This is a genomic window from Dyella silvae, from assembly GCF_026421305.1.
GTDB classification, from domain to species: Bacteria; Pseudomonadota; Gammaproteobacteria; order Xanthomonadales; family Rhodanobacteraceae; genus Dyella; species Dyella silvae.
In genome coordinates, this window is record NZ_JAPJBQ010000008.1 from 158,925 (window position 1) to 176,890 (window position 17,966).

The window sequence follows — 17,966 nt, forward strand, 5'->3', positions numbered from 1 at the left end:
CCGGCAGCATCAAGGCTGCTTTGGCTCGACCGGCGCGTCGGCCTGCGGCTGGTCGTCGACCCAACGCCAGAACAGTTGATAGCCGACAGCGAGCACCACCGGGCCGATAAACAGGCCTATGACGCCGCCGGTCACCATGCCGCCCAGCGCACCGATCAGCACCACCGGCATCGGCACGTCGACGCCGCGCCCCAACAGCAGAGGCTTGAGCACGTTGTCCGCCAGTCCTGCGATAAAAACATAGACGGCGAACACGATCGCCATCACCGAGAAGCCTTCGGTGGCGAAGACCCAGATAATCACCGGCACGGTAATCAGCGTTGCCGGTAGCTGCATGATGCCGAGCAGCAACACCGCCAGCGCCAGCAGGCCCGCCCCAGGAATGCCTTTCAAAATGAAGGCGACCCCGACCAGGAGCGTCTGGATAAAGGCGATGCCGACCACGCCCTGAGCTACCGCGCGGATAGTGGCGGCACACAGTTCCGTGATTTTCGGGCCGCCCTCGACGCCAAAGATGCGCGATGCAATGCGAACGGCGCTGCGCCTGGACTCCTCACCATAGGCCATGAAGATGCCCGAGATGATCAGCGCGAAGATGAAGATCATCAGCCCCGCGCCCACCCCGGTGGCGCCATGAAGCAAGGCAACACCTACTTCCTTGAGTTGCGGCGTGAACGTCTGGATCAGGCCGGTCAGATTCGTGGAAGCCTGGAGCCAGAACGCATAAACCTTCCCTCCCACCAGTGGCCAGCCAGCGACCGACTCGGAGGGTGGCGGAATGCTGAAGGTTCCGTTTTTGACGATCTCCAGCCCATGGCTGGCCGAGCCGATCAGCGCGACACACAAGAAATACGTTGGAATGGCAAGTATGAGCAGCGCGATCAGTACGAGAAGCGTGGCGGTCAGGCCATCCTTGTTGCCTATGTGCTTGCGCAGGCGCAAATGCAGCGGATAGAGCGTGATGGCCAGAATCAGCGACCACACGAGCAGGCTGCCGAACGGATAGAAAATGCGGAAGCAAACCACGGCCAGAACGACGATCAGACCTGCGCGAATCAATACATCGAGCATGCCTCGGGACAACGTTTTTTCGGAAACCGGCGTCGTCAGCATCGTTGATCTCCTCGCATGTTGCAGCAGAGATACTCAAGCGGTAAGCCAGCCCTTCGACGAGAGCAGAACTGGCCAGCCCGTTAGCACGGCGCTGCGATAATCCGTCACCCAGCGTGTTTGCCATGAGAAGGCGCAGGCCCCTGGAGGCGCTCCAATCCTTAGCCGCGGGCTGCTCTCCGGACGCATGGATCATCACTTGGCCGCCAGCCTGCGGGCAATAAGTAGATCTACTTAGCGCCACGCAGGCGCCAGGCATCCGCGCCAGACGAAGCCGCGCCACCTGCCTTTGACTTCGTGAGGCGCTAAAGTAAAACCGCTCTTGCAGGGTGCCGCCCAACCGCCCCGTTCGATGGTGGGCAGCACGTGACGTGTTACCGCCACGCAAGATCTTTTGCTGCGCAAATCATCCGAGCGAGTCGACAATGAGGCGATTCTTGATCTATCGGGCCGTGCTGCTGGCAACCCTCTTTGGGTTGCTGCTGTACATGGGGAACGTATCGGCGCAGGAGCTCGAACCTCGATCCTATTCGGCGTCGCCCGTCGGCACCAATTTCATCGGCGTCGGCTATTCCCGCCTGAGCGGTGACGTACTGACCGACCCGTCGCTCCCCATCACTCATGTCCAGGCAGAGATCAACACCTATGCGCTCAGCTATGTGCGCACCTTCGGCATGGCTGGCCACCTGGCATCGCTGGGCTTCGCCCTTCCCTACGTCGATGGCAATCTGAGCGGCAGTGTGATCGATGCGCCGACTCAGATTCACCGCTCCGGCATGGGCGATGTGAGGGTTCGGTTAGCCTTCAATCTCATCGGTGGCCCCGCTCTGACGCCACAAGAGTTCGCACGCTCGACACCGGCCACCACAGTGGGCGTGAGCTTCACGATATCGGCACCAACGGGCCAATACATGCCGGACCGGCTCGTCAACGTCGGTACCAACCGATGGTCATTCAAGCCCGAAATTGGCATCTCCAAACCCCTTGGAAACTGGTTCCTCGAGGCGTCTGCCGGCGCGTATTTTTTTACCAATAACGACAACTTCTATCGCGGAAACGAGCGCACCCAGGATCCTCTGGCCATTGTGCAACTGCACGGTGTCTATACCGTCCGCCCGGGATTCTGGATTTCTGCCGACCTCGGCTACGTCGATGGCGGAGGAACCAGCCTCAACGGCGTTTCCAAAAACGACCGTCAATCGAACGCCCGCTATGGCCTTACTGGCTCGATACCCCTCACTCGTCGCTGGTCGGCCAAGATGGCCGTGTCGAATGGACTGGTGACACGCGTCGGTGGCAACTACAAGTCCATCACGTTTGCAGTGCAGTACCGCTGGTTCGATAGTTGAACGTCGACGACAATGTCGCCCGCGAATCTCTGGGGACACGACGATGGCGCAGGGTTAGCGCTACCATGCGGCGCTCATCGCGCCGTCCAGAGCCATTGATTTGAACCCGACACGCATACTCGCCGTTCTCGGCATTGCGCTACTCATAGCCGCCATCGTCTGGACGCAACGCCACCAGAGTGCACAGGGTGTGCATATTTCGGGAGGACGCAGCGGCGCGTCGGGGATGACGCGGTAGGCTGCCGCCACAAAAAAATGGGCGATGTGTTTTCTGAAAAAGGGGAAAGCACGCCGGCCCCATGACGGGAAAACCGCATCCCTTCACCGGGCGTTTTTCATTCAGGCTCCGCAGTCCGGCACGACGCTCAGACCATCCCCGCGATATCGACCTCGGCGGCATGTACACGCGCCCGCCCCTGCTGCTTGGCCTGATAAAGCGCCTTATCGGCCTGCTCGACAAACGTGGCCATGACGACATCGCTGCGCGGCACGGCGCTGACGACGCCGATCGATACAGTCACCTGTCCATCGATACCGCTGAGGTGCGGCAAGTGGAGCGCACGGATGGCGGCATCGATGCGCTGCAGTAGCTCCATGGCGTCCTGCAATGTGGTGTCCGGGAAGAGGCAGATGAATTCTTCGCCGCCCATTCGCCCCGCAAAATCGCCGGGCCGCTGCATGGAAGCCTGAATCGCCTGGGCCACGCTGCGCAAACAATCGTCGCCGGCCAGATGGCCGTAGGTGTCGTTGAAGGCCTTGAAGTAGTCGATGTCGACCACGGCCACCGCCAGCGGCAGCTCCTCCCGTTTGCAACGACGAAACTCCTGCTCCGATCGCGCATCGATCTGCCGCTTGTTGGGAATACCCGTCAGGCCGTCGATCCACGCCAGCTGGCGAAGCATGTCGGCCTGGTATTTCAGCGTGAGATGCGCACGCACGCGATTCCGGGTGGTCTTGGCGTTGATGGGTTTGGTGATGAAATCCACCCCGCCTACGTCCCAGCAAGCCCCCTCCTCTTCCGGATCGTTGAGCGAGGTGACGAAGATCACCGGAATATCCGCGGTCGCCGGGCTGGCTTTGAGCGCCCGGCAAACATCCAACCCGCTCAGCTCAGGCATGACCACGTCCAGCAGAACGAGATCCGGCTGCGATGTCTCGCAGAACGCGATGGCATCTGCGCCGTTGGTGGCCATGAAAACATCGTGATCGCCCGCAAAGATCTGGTGCAGTGCCCGGATGTTCACCGGCTGATCGTCAACGATGAGCAGCTTTGGCCGGCTGTTTGCGACCACGGGCTGCGGCTGATTGAAACCAAGGCTGTCATTCATGAGGGCGTCCCTTGTTTTCCGCCTCAAGAAGCTCGTTGCAGATGCGCAAACCTGTCTTGAGATCCAGCATCGACATGGCGTCATCCAGCTGCTGCCGGATATCCGGGCGCGCTCCCGCAAACTGACCGCGCATCCCTTCGTAATGATCGACGGCCGACAGGTTTGATGCTGCCAAGAGCTTCGCAAGTTCCGAAAGCGCATCGCGATCCAACGGCAGGTCGACCACCGACTCCGGGTTACCTTCCGGTGCCTTGAGGACCTGGCGGATGGCCGAGGCGACACGTCCGATCAGCTCGGTCAGGTGACTGACCACGGTACTCTCACCCGTCAGGATCGACCCGGCGGAGGCTTCGCGCTCATAGGAGCCCGCCATGGCGGACAGGCGATTGGCGCCTATCGTCGCCGCTGCACCTTTCAGGGTGTGCAGCGTCATGGCGGCCTCCTTGGCGTCGTTGTTCTCCAGCGCCACCTCCAGACCCACGATGACTTCCTTTGCGGATCGCTCAAACGTCTTCAAGGCGGCGTGATAAGGCGCTTCCCTTCCCCCGAAACGCGCAAGCGATCCGGCATAGTCGAGGTCGGCATCAACCCAGCCACTGGTCGGATGACGTTGCGGCGCAGCCGGTGCACTCTCGTCAGCGCTGCCTCCGCGCTTGTTCGTCCAGTGAAGAATCGTGTTCACCAGCACATCGATATTGAACGGCTTGCCCAGATGATCGTTCATGCCCGCCTCAAGGCAGGCCAGGCGATCGGTCTCGAGCACGTTGGCCGTCATTGCAATGATGGGCAGGGTTTCCATGCCTGCGGTGGCGCGTATGTGACGGGTCGCGGTAAATCCGTCCATGCCAGGCATCTGAATATCCATGAGTACAACGTCGTACAGATGGATACCTTCATCGAGCATCGTGAGCGCTTCTATGCCACTGCTCGCCACGTCAACCACCGCGCCTTCGAACTCCAGCAGCTCCTTGGCTACTTGCTGATTGGTCGCGTTGTCTTCCACCACCAGGATGCTCACGCCGATCAACGGGCGCGGCTCCTCGCCCGGCCGGCCAGCCTCATGCAGCGCCGGAAGCACCGGCGTTCTGGAAGCCAGCGCATCGGCCACCGCGTCCAGCAGCATGGATGAGGTGACTGGCTTGACGAGAAAACCATCCATCGCGACGCTGGCCGAGGACATCTGCTCCGCCACCGCCTCGCGCTCGTGCATGGTGACCATCACGATCAGCGGGCATTGGTCGGGCTGACACATGTCCCGGATACGGCGCCCTGCCTCCCAGCCGTCCATGCCCGGCATGGACCAGTCCATCAGGATCACGTCGTAAACCATGGCCTGATCGCCTTTGCCACCCACGCGCCGAAGTGCTTCCGCACCGTTGGCCACGGCATCGCAATGCCACCCGAGCGACGTGGCAATGTCGGAAAGAATGGTGCGCGCGCTGGCGTTGTCATCGACCACCAGCACCTTGAGTTCGCGGAGCTGGCTCATGACGTCTGCCGATACGGCCGTCGGCCGCTCGGTCGTCTGGACGTCTACATTGAAATAGAACCGGCTGCCGATCCCCAGCTGACTCTCGACATGCAGCTCGCCGCCCATCATCTCGACCAGCCGGCGGGAAATGGCCAGGCCAAGCCCACTGCCGCCAAAACGCCGGGTCGTTGATGCCTCTGCTTGCGAGAACCCTTCGAAAATGGTCGCGAGCTTTTCCTCGGCAATACCGATGCCGGTGTCCTGCACTTCGAAATGAACGCCGACGCTGCCACCCGTGCGGCGCACCAGCCTTGCCTGCAAGCGGACCTCGCCAACCTCGGTGAACTTGACGGCATTACCGGCCAGATTGATGAGCACCTGTTGCAGCCGCAGCGAATCGCCTACCAGCCAGCTGGGAATACCGGGGTCGATATCAAAGACCACCTCGATATCCTTGCCGCCTATGTTCGCGCTGACGATAACGGCGATCTCGCGCAGCAGCTTGTCGAGATCAAACTCATGCATTTCCAGCGTCAGGCGACCTGCTTCGATCTTGGAAAAATCGAGAATGTCGTTCAGCAAGGTCAGCAGCGTCGTTGCGGCGGTTTCGGTTTTCTGCGTGTAGTCCCGCTGTTTGGCGTCAAGCGACGTTTTCTGTAGCAGCTGCAGCATGCCCAGGATGGCGTTCATCGGCGTACGAATTTCGTGACTCATGTTGGCGAGAAAGTCACTCTTCGCCTGACTGGCCGCTTCGGCCGCGACGATCGCATTCACCATGGTCGCTTCCGCCAGACGCTGGTCGGTCGTGTCTTCAACGATGGACCAGATGTACGGCTTGTCCTCGATACGCAAGGTCACGCCATTGAGGCGAACAGGTACCCGGGTACCGTCTTTACGTACATAGTGCTTGTCGTACGGGCCATAACGCCCCGTTTGCTCCAGCGTGGCGAGAATGCGCTGCTCCTGCGGCAAATACTCCGATGGGGTCAGGCGCCAGTAGTCCATCTCCATCAGTTCGGCATCGGTATAACCGGTAAGGTTGCGATACGCCGGGTTGAATTCGACCAGCTTGCCGGACTCGTCTGTCAGTGCAATGCCGAGCGGTGATAGCTCAAACAAGCCGCGCAACTTGCGCTGGTTCACCGCCAACGCGTTCTCGCGCCGCTTCAGCTCCTCGAGGCTGGCCGCGACGCCCAAGTAGCCCTCGATCGAGCCATCCTCACGTTTCATGGCGCTGATGTTGAGCAGCACGGGGAGGCGCTTGCCGCTTTTCTTTACATAGGTCCACTCGTGCACGTCGGGGGCGTGCTGCGCTTTGACGGCCAAGGCCTCGAAGCCTGCGCGAACCGGACGGTGTAGCTCCGCCTCCAGCGCCTCGGCGCGCAGGATGACCTCGGTCTCATCGTGAAACTGGAGAGGCGATGCCTCGCCGATCAATTCGGGCGCGGCATAGCCAAGCATGGCCTCGGCCGCAGGATTGAACAGCGTGATCGTCCCCTGCGCGTCCGTGGCGAAGATGGCGTAGCCGGCGTTGGACAGCACCGCCTTATGCAAGGCGGACACCGCCTTCAATTCGGCGGTGCGCTGCTGAACCTGATGCTCCAGCGTGGCGTTGAGTTCGCGCACCCGCCGCTCCGCCGCCTTGCGGTCGGTGATGTTGCGCAGGGTGGTCGCTACTCCGATGACGCGTTGCCGTTCGTCGCGAATCGGTGACGCCGAGACCTCGACGTACAGCATCGAGCCATCGCTGTGCCTGCGGACGGATTCAGCAATGGCGACGCTCTCCCCCGCAGCGACCCGCTGTCGTATGTCCTTGTCTTCATCCAGGTAACGCCTGGGCACGATGAGGTCGGCCATCGGCTTGCCCATCGCATGCTCAGCGTCGTGACCGAAATGACGGGTGGCCGCACGATTCCATTCGATGATGGTGCCGTCGAGTGCGGTGCCAATGATGGCGTCGTGTGAGTCTTCGATAATCGTTGCCAGCCGCGCACGCTGCGCCAGCGAGCGCCGCCGCCGCGAGGTGGCGTACGCCACCAGCCCTGCGATCACTGCGAGCAAGGCGCCACCCGTAGCCATCCAGAACGCCTGCGCTACCGGGTCAGGCAATCCCAGGTCCTTGATGAACGCTGCGCTCGGCGCGATACCCAGGCGCCAGGTGCGGCCGTACATCGGGATATCCCGCGTCAGCGCGTGACTCAGCTTTCCGTTGGCGCGCGCCGGCCGCGACGTAAACACGCTTTCAGCGTTGCCACCACCGGACACGTCGGCGATGTCGAGCGACATGCCCGGATAGGATCGCGCAAACGTCGCGAGAATCTCGTCCGTGACCAGCGGGGTATAGACCCAGCCGATCAGGTCCGCGTCGCGTTGCTCAGGCGCTGGCTCTTGCGTTGCGCGGTAGATCGGCAACAAAAACAACGCACCCCGATCTTTTGCACCGGTGGCCTGAACCAGCGTAATGGGCCCGGTCAGCGTGGCGTGAGCCGATGCCATGGAACTCAGCGCGGCCGCGTGCCGGTTCGGATCCGACGCAATGTCCAGACCGATGGCTGCCTCATTGGGCGACTCGGGCTCAACGTACTTGATGATGAACCGGTCGCCGGTCGTGCCGGTGAGCTCACGCAGATGGAACGGTGCGCCCCGCTCGGCCTGGGCCTTGGCCACAAACCGGGTCAGTTCGCTCTCGGGCACCCGGACAATAAAGCCGAACCCCCGCGACCCCGGAAATTCCACGCCCATGTCGCGCGACTGCATGGCACGGGCAAAGGTGTCGTGGCTGACATTGCTGAAGCCCACGGCGATGACGGCGGCGCGCACGCCGCGCAGGCCGTTGTCGTAAAGATGAAAGCGGGTCTGCAAATCCTGGGATATCTGGTCCGCGGTGAGATTCAACCGCTGTTCGACCACCCGATGATTATTTGCCAGCAACCGCCAGCTTGCCGCGGCGGTCACGCCCCACGCCAACACCAGCACTGCCACCGACCAGAATACTGGGCCAAGTTTCCTTGCCACGCCGTCCCCCGTCTGGATGCGCCGCTGTGAGGTCGGCGGAGCGCATTATGACGCCGGCCGGCGTCCCGGTTCCATGAAGATGCCTTGTCCTTGCGCAGGTCCCCGCACGAGCCCCCGGGCACTCGCGCCGCAGGATTTCACGGCAGACACTCAGTGGCCCTTGCCCCCGTGACTCTGCCAGCATGAGGCCGCCCCGGCTCACGCTGGCTCGACGGTAGCGCAGGCAGGGTTGCAGGACATCGACAGGTTCGTTCCATTGATAGGGAGAGCACACTAAATGGGTTTTATCCTTGGCCACCCGCTGGTGGTGTTTGTTGTCGCGGTCGTTGCTCTCTGGATCGCCGGACGCGTCGGCGCCAGCCTTGCAAAACGGCATGGCCGCGCTGAGTCCGAAGAGCGCGAGGCTTTCAATGTGTTGCAGGGCGCCACGCTGACCCTGCTCGGGCTGATCATCGGCTTCAGCTTTTCCATGGCGATCAGCCGCTACGACCAGCGCAAAAACTACGAAGAGGCCGAAGCCAACGCCATCGGCACGGAATATGTGCGCTTCGACCTGCTACCGGCGGCAGCCGCCGCCAAAGCACGCCCCTTGCTCGTCCAGTATCTCGATCAACGCATCAAGTTCTACGAGACGAGAGACCGGGATCAGCTCGCCCAGATCAATGCCCGCACCAGCGCGTTGCAGGCCAGCCTGTGGGACACCGTAACCCCTTCGGCCAAAGAGCAACCCAGTCCCATCATCGCCCTCGTGGTCGCGGGGATGAATGACGTACTCAACTCACAAGGCTATACGCAGGCCGCGTGGTGGAACCGCATACCCATCGCCGCGTGGATCCTGATGGCGACCATCGCTCTCGGCTGTAACGTGCTGGTTGGCATCGGAGCAGGCGGCCTCACCAGAGACCCGGCGATGATGTTCGTGCTTCCGTTGGTCGTCGCCGTGTCATTCATGCTCATCGCCGATATCGACAGCCCACGCGGCGGCGTCATCCACGTGAGCGCGCAGAACCTGCTCGCGCTGAAGGCATCCCTGCCCCAGACATGACAGACATCAGCACGATATGGGCTCACTCACCAGCGTGCCGGAGAGTGAGCCCGATCGGGTCATGGTTTTACTGCGTTGATCAGAACGGTAAAGCGGCTCAGCGCAATTGCTGAATACGGATCATGTTGCCGGCAGGATCACGAACGGCACAGTCGCGCACGCCATACGGCTGATCGGTGGGCTCCTGGACAATATCGGCGTCGCGAGCCTGCAGCTGCTCAAAGGTGCCGGCAAGGTCTTTGGTAGCCAGCAGAAGAATGCCGAAGGTGCCCTTGGCCATCATCTCGGCGATGGTGCGGCGCTCATCGTCGGTCATACCCGGGCTGGCCTCGGGCGGGTACAGCACAATGGAAGTACCGGGCTGGCCCGTCGGGCCCACGGTGATCCAGCGCTTTCCTGCATACCCGACATCGTTGCGCACTTCAAAGCCGAGGGTATCGCGATAAAACGCCAGCGCGGCGTCAGGATTGTTCTGAGGGAGGAAGCTCGAGTGAATGGAAATATCCATGGCAGTTGCTCTCAGTGGTGGGTGAGGTCCATGGGGATCAGTCTAGTTCCGGCTCCCGAACCGGCGCTTCTCGATTCCTGACGGGTCGCGCCACCTGACGCGCCACGCAGGGCGGCATCTCCGCGACGGCATGCGTCTCCTGGCGCCGGTAGACACCGGGTGACATGCCGACCAGTTCCGTGAATCGCGTTGTAAAGGTGCCCAGGGACGCGCACCCCACCGCAAAGCAAACCTCGGTGACGCTGAGGTCCCCACGGCGCAGCAAGGTCATCGCGCGCTCGATGCGGCGTGTCATCAGATAGCTATAAGGCGATTCGCCATAGGCAAGCCGGAACTGACGGCTGAGATGCCCGGCTGACATATGCACGCCGCGTGCAAGCGCTTCGACATCCAGCGGCTGCGCGTAGTCGCGGTCGATCCGGTCGCGGACCCGGCGCAAGCGGGCAAGGTCACGCAGATGCTGTGCTGCTGCGGGTCGCTTGTTCATAGGCGGGATCGTGTCATGTCGCCCTTTGTCGCTCAAGCCCGGGCAGGAACAGGGCTTGCTCACGGATATCCGTGTTGCCGAGTCATGGCCACCCACGCAGACAGGCAGGCCAGCTTCTGCTCCTTGCGCCACGGCTTTCCCATGGACGCGCCCAACGCATTCAGCTGGACAGCGATCTCTGCCGATGACTTGCCGAACATCTCGCCGGCGAGATCCGGCAGCGACTTCTCGTCCAGCTCGGTAAGCGGGATACCGCATTCACCGGATGCGAACCGAAGCGCGTCGCGCACCGCCAGCGCTTCCGCAACGGGCACGTGCTCTGCCCAGGCAAGGCTGTATCCGACAAGATCGGTGATCCAACCGGCGCGATTGACGAGCAATGCCACCATGCCCGGCTTGTGTCCCGTCAATGCCAGTTGATCGATGATGGCTTGCAGACCACGTGTTGCCAGTTGCTCCTGACGCCTGCGCCCCTCTGCTACCTTCGCCGATGCCTCGATTGATGCACCGCCCTGCGGGCCGCGTGGCATCTCAGCCGCTATCTGGTAAGGCTCCAGGGAAATGCGGTCGCCTGCGGCGCTGGTTTCGAGAACGGTAGAAAGAATAGTGCGGGGCTCACCCGCAGCGATGGTTACGCACACCACCACGGCACCGCCCTTGTGCGCGCGCAATCCGATGCCAGTCATGACTTGAGCACGATGTTCCGGTGCTGGCATAAGCGCCTCCCGGTAGCTGGTTGAACGCGGCTGCCTTCCCTGCCTCCCCATTTGCGGAAAATTTACTCAAATCCGCTCTTGCGCCATAGCGCTTTTACGCAGGCCTCATGGAGCATTTACCCATCCAATCCGGATGGCAAAACGTATACAACACTATGAGTATAAGGATCATCCAGGGTCCCCACGCTCAATCACCCGACACCGAGGTACTGCGCCATTTGCAGCAACGGGCAAACGCAGCGGGCCGCACGTTGGAACTATGCCCTTGCGGCTGCCTGCCCGAGCTGATCGACCAGATACGCGCCACCGAAGCGGACTCCACGGAATTCATGCTGCTCGATCTCGGCGATCTGGCGTATCAAGCCAAAATCCATCCCGAAGCGGGTCTGGATGGCGCGCTCGATGAACTGAGCACGCCCTATGTCGAAGTCCACGAAGAAAGTGGCGCCGAGCTGGATCACCCTGCAGGGTTTCATCACGCGCCCATCGCCACCGTCATCATCCACGGTGACATCGGCAGCAGCTACCACATCGGCCTGGGTATTGCCCTGCGGCAACTGAGCCTGCAGCAGGCCGCCTGACCGCGTGCCTTGCGTCGTACTCGTCCCGGATATCGGCAGCGGGCCGAAAGCCAACATCTACCCAAACGGCGTAAGGTAGGCGTGTCTACACAGCGCACGCCATGCCGCCGATCGCTTCGCTTGATTCGCGCGATTCATGATCCCGGAGATGGCGACGAAAGGACGCCTCAGATGGCCGACCTGATTCTCACCACCTACGATTGGGTTCCCGAGTTACCTCGAGGTTCCGTGCGTGACCTGCGCATCCGCTGGGCGCTGGAAGAAGCCGGCCTGCCCTACCGTGTCGAGAGCACCTCGTTCAACGAACGCACCCCAGAGCACTTTGCCCACCAACCTTTCGGCCAGGTGCCGTGGTTGACCGACGGCGATCTCTCGATGTTCGAGAGCGGTGCGATTCTCCTTTATCTGGGCCAGCAGAGTGAGGCGCTGATGCCTTCCGATCCGCGTGGCCGCAGCGAAGTGATGGAGTGGCTGTTCGCAGCGTTGAATTCCGTTGAAATGGCCAGCCTGCCCTGGTCCATTTTTATGTTTGCCGGCGACACTACTGAAACGCCAGGGCGAAAGCGCCTGGACCAGTTCCTCAAGGCTCGCCTTCGCCACATGGAGGCGGTGCTGGCGGGACGGGAATGGCTAGCAAGGACCTTCTCCGTCGCCGATATCGCCATGGCCGACGTACTGCGCCTTGTTGACCGATTCGATGGGCTGGCGGCGTATCCCGCCTGCCGGGAATATGTCGCGCGCGCCACTGCCCGTCCGTCGTTCGTGAAAGCACACGCCGATCAGATGGCGCATTTCGCTGCGGCCGACCCGGCCTAGCGTATTCGCTCGCTGCGCGGGCTTGCGACAGCGATTGCGCTGATGGTCAGCATCGAAAAGGGGGCTTCACCTGCTTACTAGCGACTCGCGGTGCCGCTGGGGTATTTCGCCAGCACTGCCTTGAAGCGCGGATCGTCACGCAAGGGATCCCAAAGCGGATCGAGCCGAAGCACCGCGCTCGACAGGACGACGCCAGCAGGCATGGACAGCACGCGGTCGATCAGCGCGATAGCCTGCTCGGGCTGACCGACCCGCATATAGATCTGCGCCTGATAGGAGAGCATATCCGCGCCGGTGAGCGCATCCTCAGCGACGGGCATCAAGGCCACGGCGCGCTCGCCTGCGGCGATCGCCTCGGCTTTCTTCCCGAGACCGGCATAGGCAAAGCCCAGAGCGAGATGCAGATCCGCGTCGTCGGGCCGCTCGACGAGGGCGGCGCGAGCCTGTGCCGCAATCTCGGTATAGAGGTCCGCCGCTTTGGCCGTGTCTCCGTTCGCCTGCAAGGCCCATGCGAGATACAGGCGCCGGGGCAACACGATGTTGTCCGGATCGTCCCAGTTCTCAAAATTGTCTGCCTCTGCCACCTTGATGGCGCCTGCATAATCGCGGGCCCACGTGCGCTCGTAATAGATCGCCATGGTGTTGCCCTTGTAGATATCGCTCCCCGGCGTGAGCGTCGCAAGCGTGGCGCGCAGCGGTGCAGGATCACCCTTCCACATCAGCTCATTGAAGATCTGTGTCAATCGTTCGCCGACCGGATTGCGGCTCAGCTTGATGGCAACGCCATAGGCCTGATCGGCATCGGCGTAGCGGCGCATACTTTGATAGGTCACGCCGAGTTGGTTGAACGCAAATTCACTATGCGGGTCGAGCACGGTGGCCGTGTGAAACAGCGCCACCGCTTCATCCCAGCGCCCCTGACGCCGTGCGATCGAGGCGATAAGCAGCTCCACCGTGGCACTGTTGGGCAACGCCTGCCGGGCCAGCTCCAGCTGCGTGGTGGCGCTGGCGTAGTCCCGGTGCCCCCAGTAGTAGTACAACCCCAGTGCGTAATGTCCCTGCCCAAGATTCGGCTGCAATGCCAGGGCGCGATCCGCGGCAGTTTTTGCTTCAGCCAGTCGCGCATTCGTACGATCGGGCGCGAAGAAATACATCTGCATGTGGGCGCGCGCCAGCGCGGCCGATGCCAGCGCAAAGTCCGGATCTTTGGCCAGTGCCTGTTGATACAGCGAGATCGCCACGGGTATTTCCGCGGATGACAGCGTGGGGTCGTCGTAGGCACGGTTGGCATGCACGCCCGCGCGCAGGAACAGATCGTAGGCTTCAGCGTTTCTGGTAGGCACTCGGTCGAGACGCGCGGTCTCGGCGGACGTCAGCTGCACCTTCAGCGCCTCTGCCACATTTTGCGCGACCTCGCCTTCCACATTGAATACGTTGTCCAGCGTGCGCGTATAGGCTTTTGCCCAGAGATGGTTTCCACTGTCGGCATCGATCAGCTGCACATTGATCAGCACCTGATCACCGGCCTTCTGCACCGTACCCTCGAGCAGCGTTGCCACGCCCAATTGGTGTGCGATGGTTTTTACGTCCTCGGGATGGCTCGGATACTTTTCCGTCGAGGTGCGGGAGATCACCTTGAGCCCGCCGATACCCACCAGCTGGGTCAGGATCATGTCTTGCATGCCACTGGCGAAATACGCGTTGCTCTCGTCCGCGCTGAGACTCTGGAACGGCAGCACCGCGATGGACTTGATATCAACCACGGATGCCGTCTCCGCCGGGTGGCGTCCGAACTGGTGCCAGCTGAGCAATGCCGCCGCCAGTGCGAGCAATCCCGCAAGCACGGCAACGAATCGCCTTGCGGGCCGGCCGGCCTCCGCTGGCGGCACGGGCGTCTCCGGGCTGGCTGGCGTTTCGGCCGGCGTGGCGGCGACCTGGCTGGTAAAGTCATGTACGAACGCAAGTTCCGTGCCGCCCGGCACCCGGTCCGCCATCAACTCCTCGCGCGATCCGGCGGATCGCACATCGGCGTCGAGACGAAAGCCAACGCCATGCACGGTGTGCAGATAGTGGCTCTCTTCACCGCTCTCGCCGAGCGCATGGCGCAACAACGCGATGATGCGGCTGAGTGAGCCTGGGGTGACATTGCGGTGCCCCCACACCACGTCGAGAATCTCATCACGGCTCAATACGCGGCCGGGTTCGTTCGCCAGCAGGACGAGCACGGCGAACGCCTTGCGCTCAAGCCCGACCTCTTCGCCATCGACAAAAAGGCGATGGCCCAGGGTGTCGATCTCGACGGCATCGAACGCAATCCACGCAGCAGAGGCGGTCTCTGCGGTCATTTGTTCGACCTCCAGTGCCCTTCGTTGGCCCATTGAGCTTACTCCAAGTCTGACGCAAGTCCCGTCGCGCGCACGTGTGGATTCCGTTGCTGATTGGGCAGCCTTTGGCTCACCCAAAAAATCCTTCTTCTATACGACGAGTCAGGGGGTGCCAGATCGACATTCGCGCCTTATGCGGCGCCAGCGTCACACGGAGCGGGAGATGCAAAAAAGCCGGCCGGAAGGGCGAGCTGGCGCTTCCTAGTTGGACGCACAGACGTCTGTTTCACGGTAGCGGCCATGACGGCCATGCAAACCAAAGCGCCCGTCAGGTGAAGATCTGCAAGTCGCGCGCTGCGGATCAACCCGCCTCAAGCTGAACCAGAGTGGCCTTGAACTCCTCGGCCGCCCCTGCAAAACCCGCTGCGCCAACATCAAATACCCAGCGACGCAATGAAGGTGCCGGTGCCAGGCCGTAGCCCGCAAGGCTCACCTGGGCGTCGATAGCACGGGTAACGGCCTTCATCATTGCCGATGCGGCGCCCGTCGTTTCCTTGGGTGCCAGGCCCGCGTCGAGCAGACTTGGCGCAAAAGCGGCACTGGCCACGCCAAGTTGCGTGGCAGCGCGAACCGCCGTGGCGGCCGCACTCGCCGTCACTGCCGTCGTCCACTCCGATGGCTCGCCCATACCGATCACCATGACCGCGCGTGCCGCGATGGCCGCGGGCGGCTGACGGATAAGCAGCGTCTCCATGGGGTTGGCGAGAAACACGCCCTCATCGCGCAACCGCAGCAGCATGCCCGACAGCACCTGGTTCAGATGGAGCAACCCACCGCGTGGCCCACCATCAAGCTCGCGGGTGAACATGCAGGCAAAAGAGAGGTCGACATCGGCCGCCACGCCATCCCAGGCAGCGATGTCGAGGGATATCCCCTGCCAATGGCCCAGGGTCTGCTGTTCAGGCATGCGTTCTCCGGAGACGATTACAGGTTTGATCATGTCACACGCGTACGCGCGGCCGACGCGATAGCCACCGGCGAACTTTTTCGACCACGGCCCAGGCGCAGGTGTTACGGCGCGATCCTAGAAGAATACGCCGAACAGCTTTTTCACCAGATCCTCCAGCGACCAGATGGTCAACGCCAGCGGCGCAATCGGCGCAAGTACAGCAGCCGCTAACTGGATGATGGCGTCCCGGGTAATGGGTACGACGCGCATACCCTGCACTACTTCGTAGCTGTTGCTCAGGTCCGCCAGTGACTGGATGTCGGCACTCCCTACGAAGGGCTCATCACCAGGCGCGCCACCCCGCAGCCATTTGACATCGAAGTCGCGCACGTAATGCTCAGCAAGTGTGCCGTATTCACGAAGACCCGTCCGCCTCGCCAGCGAAAGCTGAGGTGCAAACACCAGCAGTGGACCAAAGACCACGAACAGCAGGAACACCACCATGGCCGCGATCTCGATCTTGAATTCAAAAAGAGTCGCACCGAGAAGGATGATGCGATTGGCGAGCTGCGCAGCCACCATCGCACCGTGGGCTACCAGTAGCACACCGAAGGCATAGGCCGTCGCCGAAAGAAATCCCAGGCCGGCGAGGCGATCCGGGTGCGTTGGAATCAGGCTGAGCTTGATGCGTGATACCTGCCAGAGAAATCGCGCCCAGATGAAGACTCGGAAATACCAGCGGACCAATAGAAATTGGAACAGCGGGAGGCTTACGTAGCCATACCATATTCCCGCAAACGAGAGCTGTGAGCCGGCTCTGGACGAAGTCCCGTACCAGGTGTCGGCATTGAGCGCCGTGTAATGGCGCCAAACGATCAGGACACCCACCGCATATACGATGAGTACCAGCAGTACTTCAGCAAGCACCGAGTCGCGCAGGCGCAATGCCGACGTGATCGCGCCGTCGAAGTGCGATTTGTCAGCATCGGGAATCAAATTCCGATCCAGGAACGTCTGCGCAATCGGATGCAGGCGCCGGTTTACTTCGACCTCGGCAACAACCAATAAGGGCACGGCCACCAGGAAGCGAATATGTACTTCCATATCCTTAAGGAAAGGTACCGCCACGGCGCCGCCCCACAAATGGCCTTCCAGAGCAGAGAGCGCCAGGAGCGGTAACCACGCAAAGAGCGCGATCACAATGACGCGTTTGCGCAACAGGGTCAGCGCGTCACCCGCCAGGCGCGCCCGGCGCAAGAGCTGAAAGAGCGGCCCGCCGAGAACCAGCGAAAAATCCTGCGCGCCTGGTGGGACGCGGCGGTCGGTACTGTTCGTCGTCGATGTCATATGCGATCCGTAGACAGAACTTCGAATCGAATGCCCCGGGCCAATGTATACAGGATACGGCACCCACCCACCATCACCCGTGCCATGGCCGCAAAGGCGGCTGAACCGCCATGCCCACCCGAACCCCCCGTCGATCTACTGTAGAACAGCGGGCAGTAACGTGTGCACCGATGTGCTTAATCGCAGGATCACAAGTTCGTACTTAGGCCTCCCGCACTGCTGGCCTGCGTCCCGCCAACGCCACCGCGAGCCGCTCCACCAGGGCATCCACTTCTGCCTCGGCCGCTGCGATGGACGCGTGCAAGCGTTTATCGCTGAATTCATCGTATTCGATGGCGACACGGTCCACTTGATCGATCCCGATGTAATCCAATGGGACCGTCACGCCACCCTCCACATGGTTGCGCAAGCCAAGGCGCTCACCGGGCTCGTACCCGTAATCGCCGCGCGAGCTGAGCAGGACCAGACGTTTCCCCTGCCCGGCAAGCATCGGCCAATAAGGCTCACCTGTGCGGCTACGATCGAAGCCAAAGGTGCGGCCAACGCGCACGATGTTGTCGATCCAGGCCTTGAGCGTCGACGGCATGCCAAAGTTGTACATGGGCACGCCGATCACGATGAGATCCGCATCTATCAGCTCGGCGACAAGGTCATCGCTCTGCGAGAGAACCTGATGCATCCAGGGTTCCCGCTGGGTGGGTGGAGTGAAGGCCGCATGCACCCATGGGCCGGTGACCGGGGCCGGCGGTTGTTCGGCCAGGTCGCGATAGACAACCGCATCGCGCGGCCTGCGCTCTTGCCACTGACGGACGAACTGGGCCGACAGGCGCCGCGTGTGCGACCCGTGCGTCCATTGATCAGAACGGCCGCTGCGGGCACTGGAATCGATATGCAGTAGCGTGATCACAAATCACCTGTAA

At 61.9% G+C, this 17,966-nt stretch carries 14 protein-coding genes; 4 read left to right on the plus strand and 10 right to left on the minus strand.

Annotation, left to right across the window (positions count from 1 at the left end; genetic code table 11):
* Positions 1 to 9: 9 nt before the first annotated feature.
* Entirely contained in the window at positions 10 to 1,113 is a 1,104-nt protein-coding gene (locus OQE56_RS17420; RefSeq protein ID WP_267225946.1) for an AI-2E family transporter, read from the minus strand.
* 434 nt (positions 1,114 to 1,547) lie between these two features.
* On the opposite strand from OQE56_RS17420, the gene OQE56_RS17425 reads away from it, so the two are divergent.
* Positions 1,548 to 2,459, plus strand: coding sequence for a transporter (locus OQE56_RS17425; RefSeq protein WP_267225947.1), 912 nt, complete (start codon positions 1,548 to 1,550; stop codon positions 2,457 to 2,459).
* A 365-nt stretch (positions 2,460 to 2,824) separates the two neighbouring features.
* Here OQE56_RS17425 and OQE56_RS17430 read toward each other — a convergent pair whose 3' ends face one another.
* On the minus strand, positions 2,825 to 3,787 hold the full coding sequence (locus OQE56_RS17430) for a GGDEF domain-containing response regulator (RefSeq protein ID WP_267225948.1): 963 nt from the start codon (positions 3,785 to 3,787) through the stop codon (positions 2,825 to 2,827).
* Positions 3,780 to 8,273, minus strand: coding sequence for a CHASE domain-containing hybrid sensor histidine kinase/response regulator (locus OQE56_RS17435; RefSeq protein WP_267225949.1), 4,494 nt, complete (start codon positions 8,271 to 8,273; stop codon positions 3,780 to 3,782). Before OQE56_RS17435 ends, OQE56_RS17430 begins: the two co-directional genes overlap by 8 nt.
* A 277-nt stretch (positions 8,274 to 8,550) precedes the next feature.
* On the opposite strand from OQE56_RS17435, the gene OQE56_RS17440 reads away from it, so the two are divergent.
* The gene (locus tag OQE56_RS17440) at positions 8,551 to 9,318 is read left to right on the plus strand and encodes a bestrophin-like domain (protein ID WP_267225950.1); all 768 of its coding nucleotides are present in this window, start codon (positions 8,551 to 8,553) and stop codon (positions 9,316 to 9,318) included.
* 97 nt (positions 9,319 to 9,415) lie between these two features.
* Here OQE56_RS17440 and OQE56_RS17445 read toward each other — a convergent pair whose 3' ends face one another.
* From OQE56_RS17445 to OQE56_RS17455, 3 genes are read right to left on the minus strand one after another with little or no spacing between them, the layout of a single operon-like run.
* On the minus strand, positions 9,416 to 9,826 hold the full coding sequence (locus OQE56_RS17445) for a VOC family protein (RefSeq protein ID WP_267225951.1): 411 nt from the start codon (positions 9,824 to 9,826) through the stop codon (positions 9,416 to 9,418).
* Between the two features lie 37 nt (positions 9,827 to 9,863).
* Positions 9,864 to 10,313, minus strand: coding sequence for a helix-turn-helix transcriptional regulator (locus tag OQE56_RS17450; protein ID WP_267225952.1), 450 nt, complete (start codon positions 10,311 to 10,313; stop codon positions 9,864 to 9,866).
* 59 nt (positions 10,314 to 10,372) lie between these two features.
* Positions 10,373 to 11,029, minus strand: a complete 657-nt coding sequence (locus OQE56_RS17455; protein ID WP_267225953.1) for a hypothetical protein — start codon at positions 11,027 to 11,029, stop codon at positions 10,373 to 10,375.
* Positions 11,030 to 11,184: 155 nt separating this feature from the next.
* Here OQE56_RS17455 and OQE56_RS17460 point away from each other — a divergent pair, with 155 nt between their 5' ends.
* Positions 11,185 to 11,610, plus strand: a complete 426-nt coding sequence (locus OQE56_RS17460; RefSeq protein WP_267225954.1) for a hypothetical protein — start codon at positions 11,185 to 11,187, stop codon at positions 11,608 to 11,610.
* Between the two features lie 171 nt (positions 11,611 to 11,781).
* Positions 11,782 to 12,426, plus strand: a complete 645-nt coding sequence (locus OQE56_RS17465; protein WP_267225955.1) for a glutathione S-transferase family protein — start codon at positions 11,782 to 11,784, stop codon at positions 12,424 to 12,426.
* Between the two features lie 77 nt (positions 12,427 to 12,503).
* Here OQE56_RS17465 and OQE56_RS17470 read toward each other — a convergent pair whose 3' ends face one another.
* The 4 genes from OQE56_RS17470 to OQE56_RS17485 all read right to left on the minus strand — a co-directional run bounded on the left by OQE56_RS17470 (position 12,504) and on the right by OQE56_RS17485 (position 17,953).
* Positions 12,504 to 14,771, minus strand: coding sequence for a winged helix-turn-helix domain-containing protein (locus OQE56_RS17470; protein WP_267225956.1), 2,268 nt, complete (start codon positions 14,769 to 14,771; stop codon positions 12,504 to 12,506).
* A gap of 340 nt (positions 14,772 to 15,111) precedes the next feature.
* Entirely contained in the window at positions 15,112 to 15,717 is a 606-nt protein-coding gene (locus OQE56_RS17475) for a M17 family peptidase N-terminal domain-containing protein (RefSeq protein ID WP_267225957.1), read from the minus strand.
* Between the two features lie 117 nt (positions 15,718 to 15,834).
* Positions 15,835 to 17,046: a hypothetical protein gene (locus OQE56_RS17480; RefSeq protein ID WP_267225959.1), complete on the minus strand. Its 1,212-nt coding sequence runs from the start codon at positions 17,044 to 17,046 to the stop codon at positions 15,835 to 15,837.
* A 202-nt stretch (positions 17,047 to 17,248) separates the two neighbouring features.
* Positions 17,249 to 17,953 (minus strand): FMN-dependent NADH-azoreductase, encoded by a 705-nt coding sequence (locus OQE56_RS17485; RefSeq protein ID WP_267225960.1) that lies wholly within the window; start codon positions 17,951 to 17,953, stop codon positions 17,249 to 17,251.
* Positions 17,954 to 17,966: the final 13 nt, after the last annotated feature.

What these genes read in the sequence shown, in the direction of transcription:
- OQE56_RS17450 (WP_267225952.1), bottom strand. Translation starts at nt 10,313, where the DNA reads ATGAACAAGCGACCCGCAGCAGCACAGCATCTGCGTGACCTTGCCCGC.
- OQE56_RS17475 (WP_267225957.1), bottom strand. Translation starts at nt 15,717, where the DNA reads ATGCCTGAACAGCAGACCCTGGGCCATTGGCAGGGGATATCCCTCGAC.
- OQE56_RS17470 (WP_267225956.1), bottom strand. Translation starts at nt 14,771, where the DNA reads ATGACCGCAGAGACCGCCTCTGCTGCGTGGATTGCGTTCGATGCCGTC.
- OQE56_RS17455 (WP_267225953.1), bottom strand. Translation starts at nt 11,029, where the DNA reads ATGCCAGCACCGGAACATCGTGCTCAAGTCATGACTGGCATCGGATTG.
- OQE56_RS17445 (WP_267225951.1), bottom strand. Translation starts at nt 9,826, where the DNA reads ATGGATATTTCCATTCACTCGAGCTTCCTCCCTCAGAACAATCCTGAC.
- OQE56_RS17460 (WP_267225954.1), top strand. Translation starts at nt 11,185, where the DNA reads ATGAGTATAAGGATCATCCAGGGTCCCCACGCTCAATCACCCGACACC.
- OQE56_RS17465 (WP_267225955.1), top strand. Translation starts at nt 11,782, where the DNA reads ATGGCCGACCTGATTCTCACCACCTACGATTGGGTTCCCGAGTTACCT.
- OQE56_RS17440 (WP_267225950.1), top strand. Translation starts at nt 8,551, where the DNA reads ATGGGTTTTATCCTTGGCCACCCGCTGGTGGTGTTTGTTGTCGCGGTC.
- OQE56_RS17480 (WP_267225959.1), bottom strand. Translation starts at nt 17,046, where the DNA reads ATGACATCGACGACGAACAGTACCGACCGCCGCGTCCCACCAGGCGCG.
- OQE56_RS17420 (WP_267225946.1), bottom strand. Translation starts at nt 1,113, where the DNA reads ATGCTGACGACGCCGGTTTCCGAAAAAACGTTGTCCCGAGGCATGCTC.
- OQE56_RS17430 (WP_267225948.1), bottom strand. Translation starts at nt 3,787, where the DNA reads ATGAATGACAGCCTTGGTTTCAATCAGCCGCAGCCCGTGGTCGCAAAC.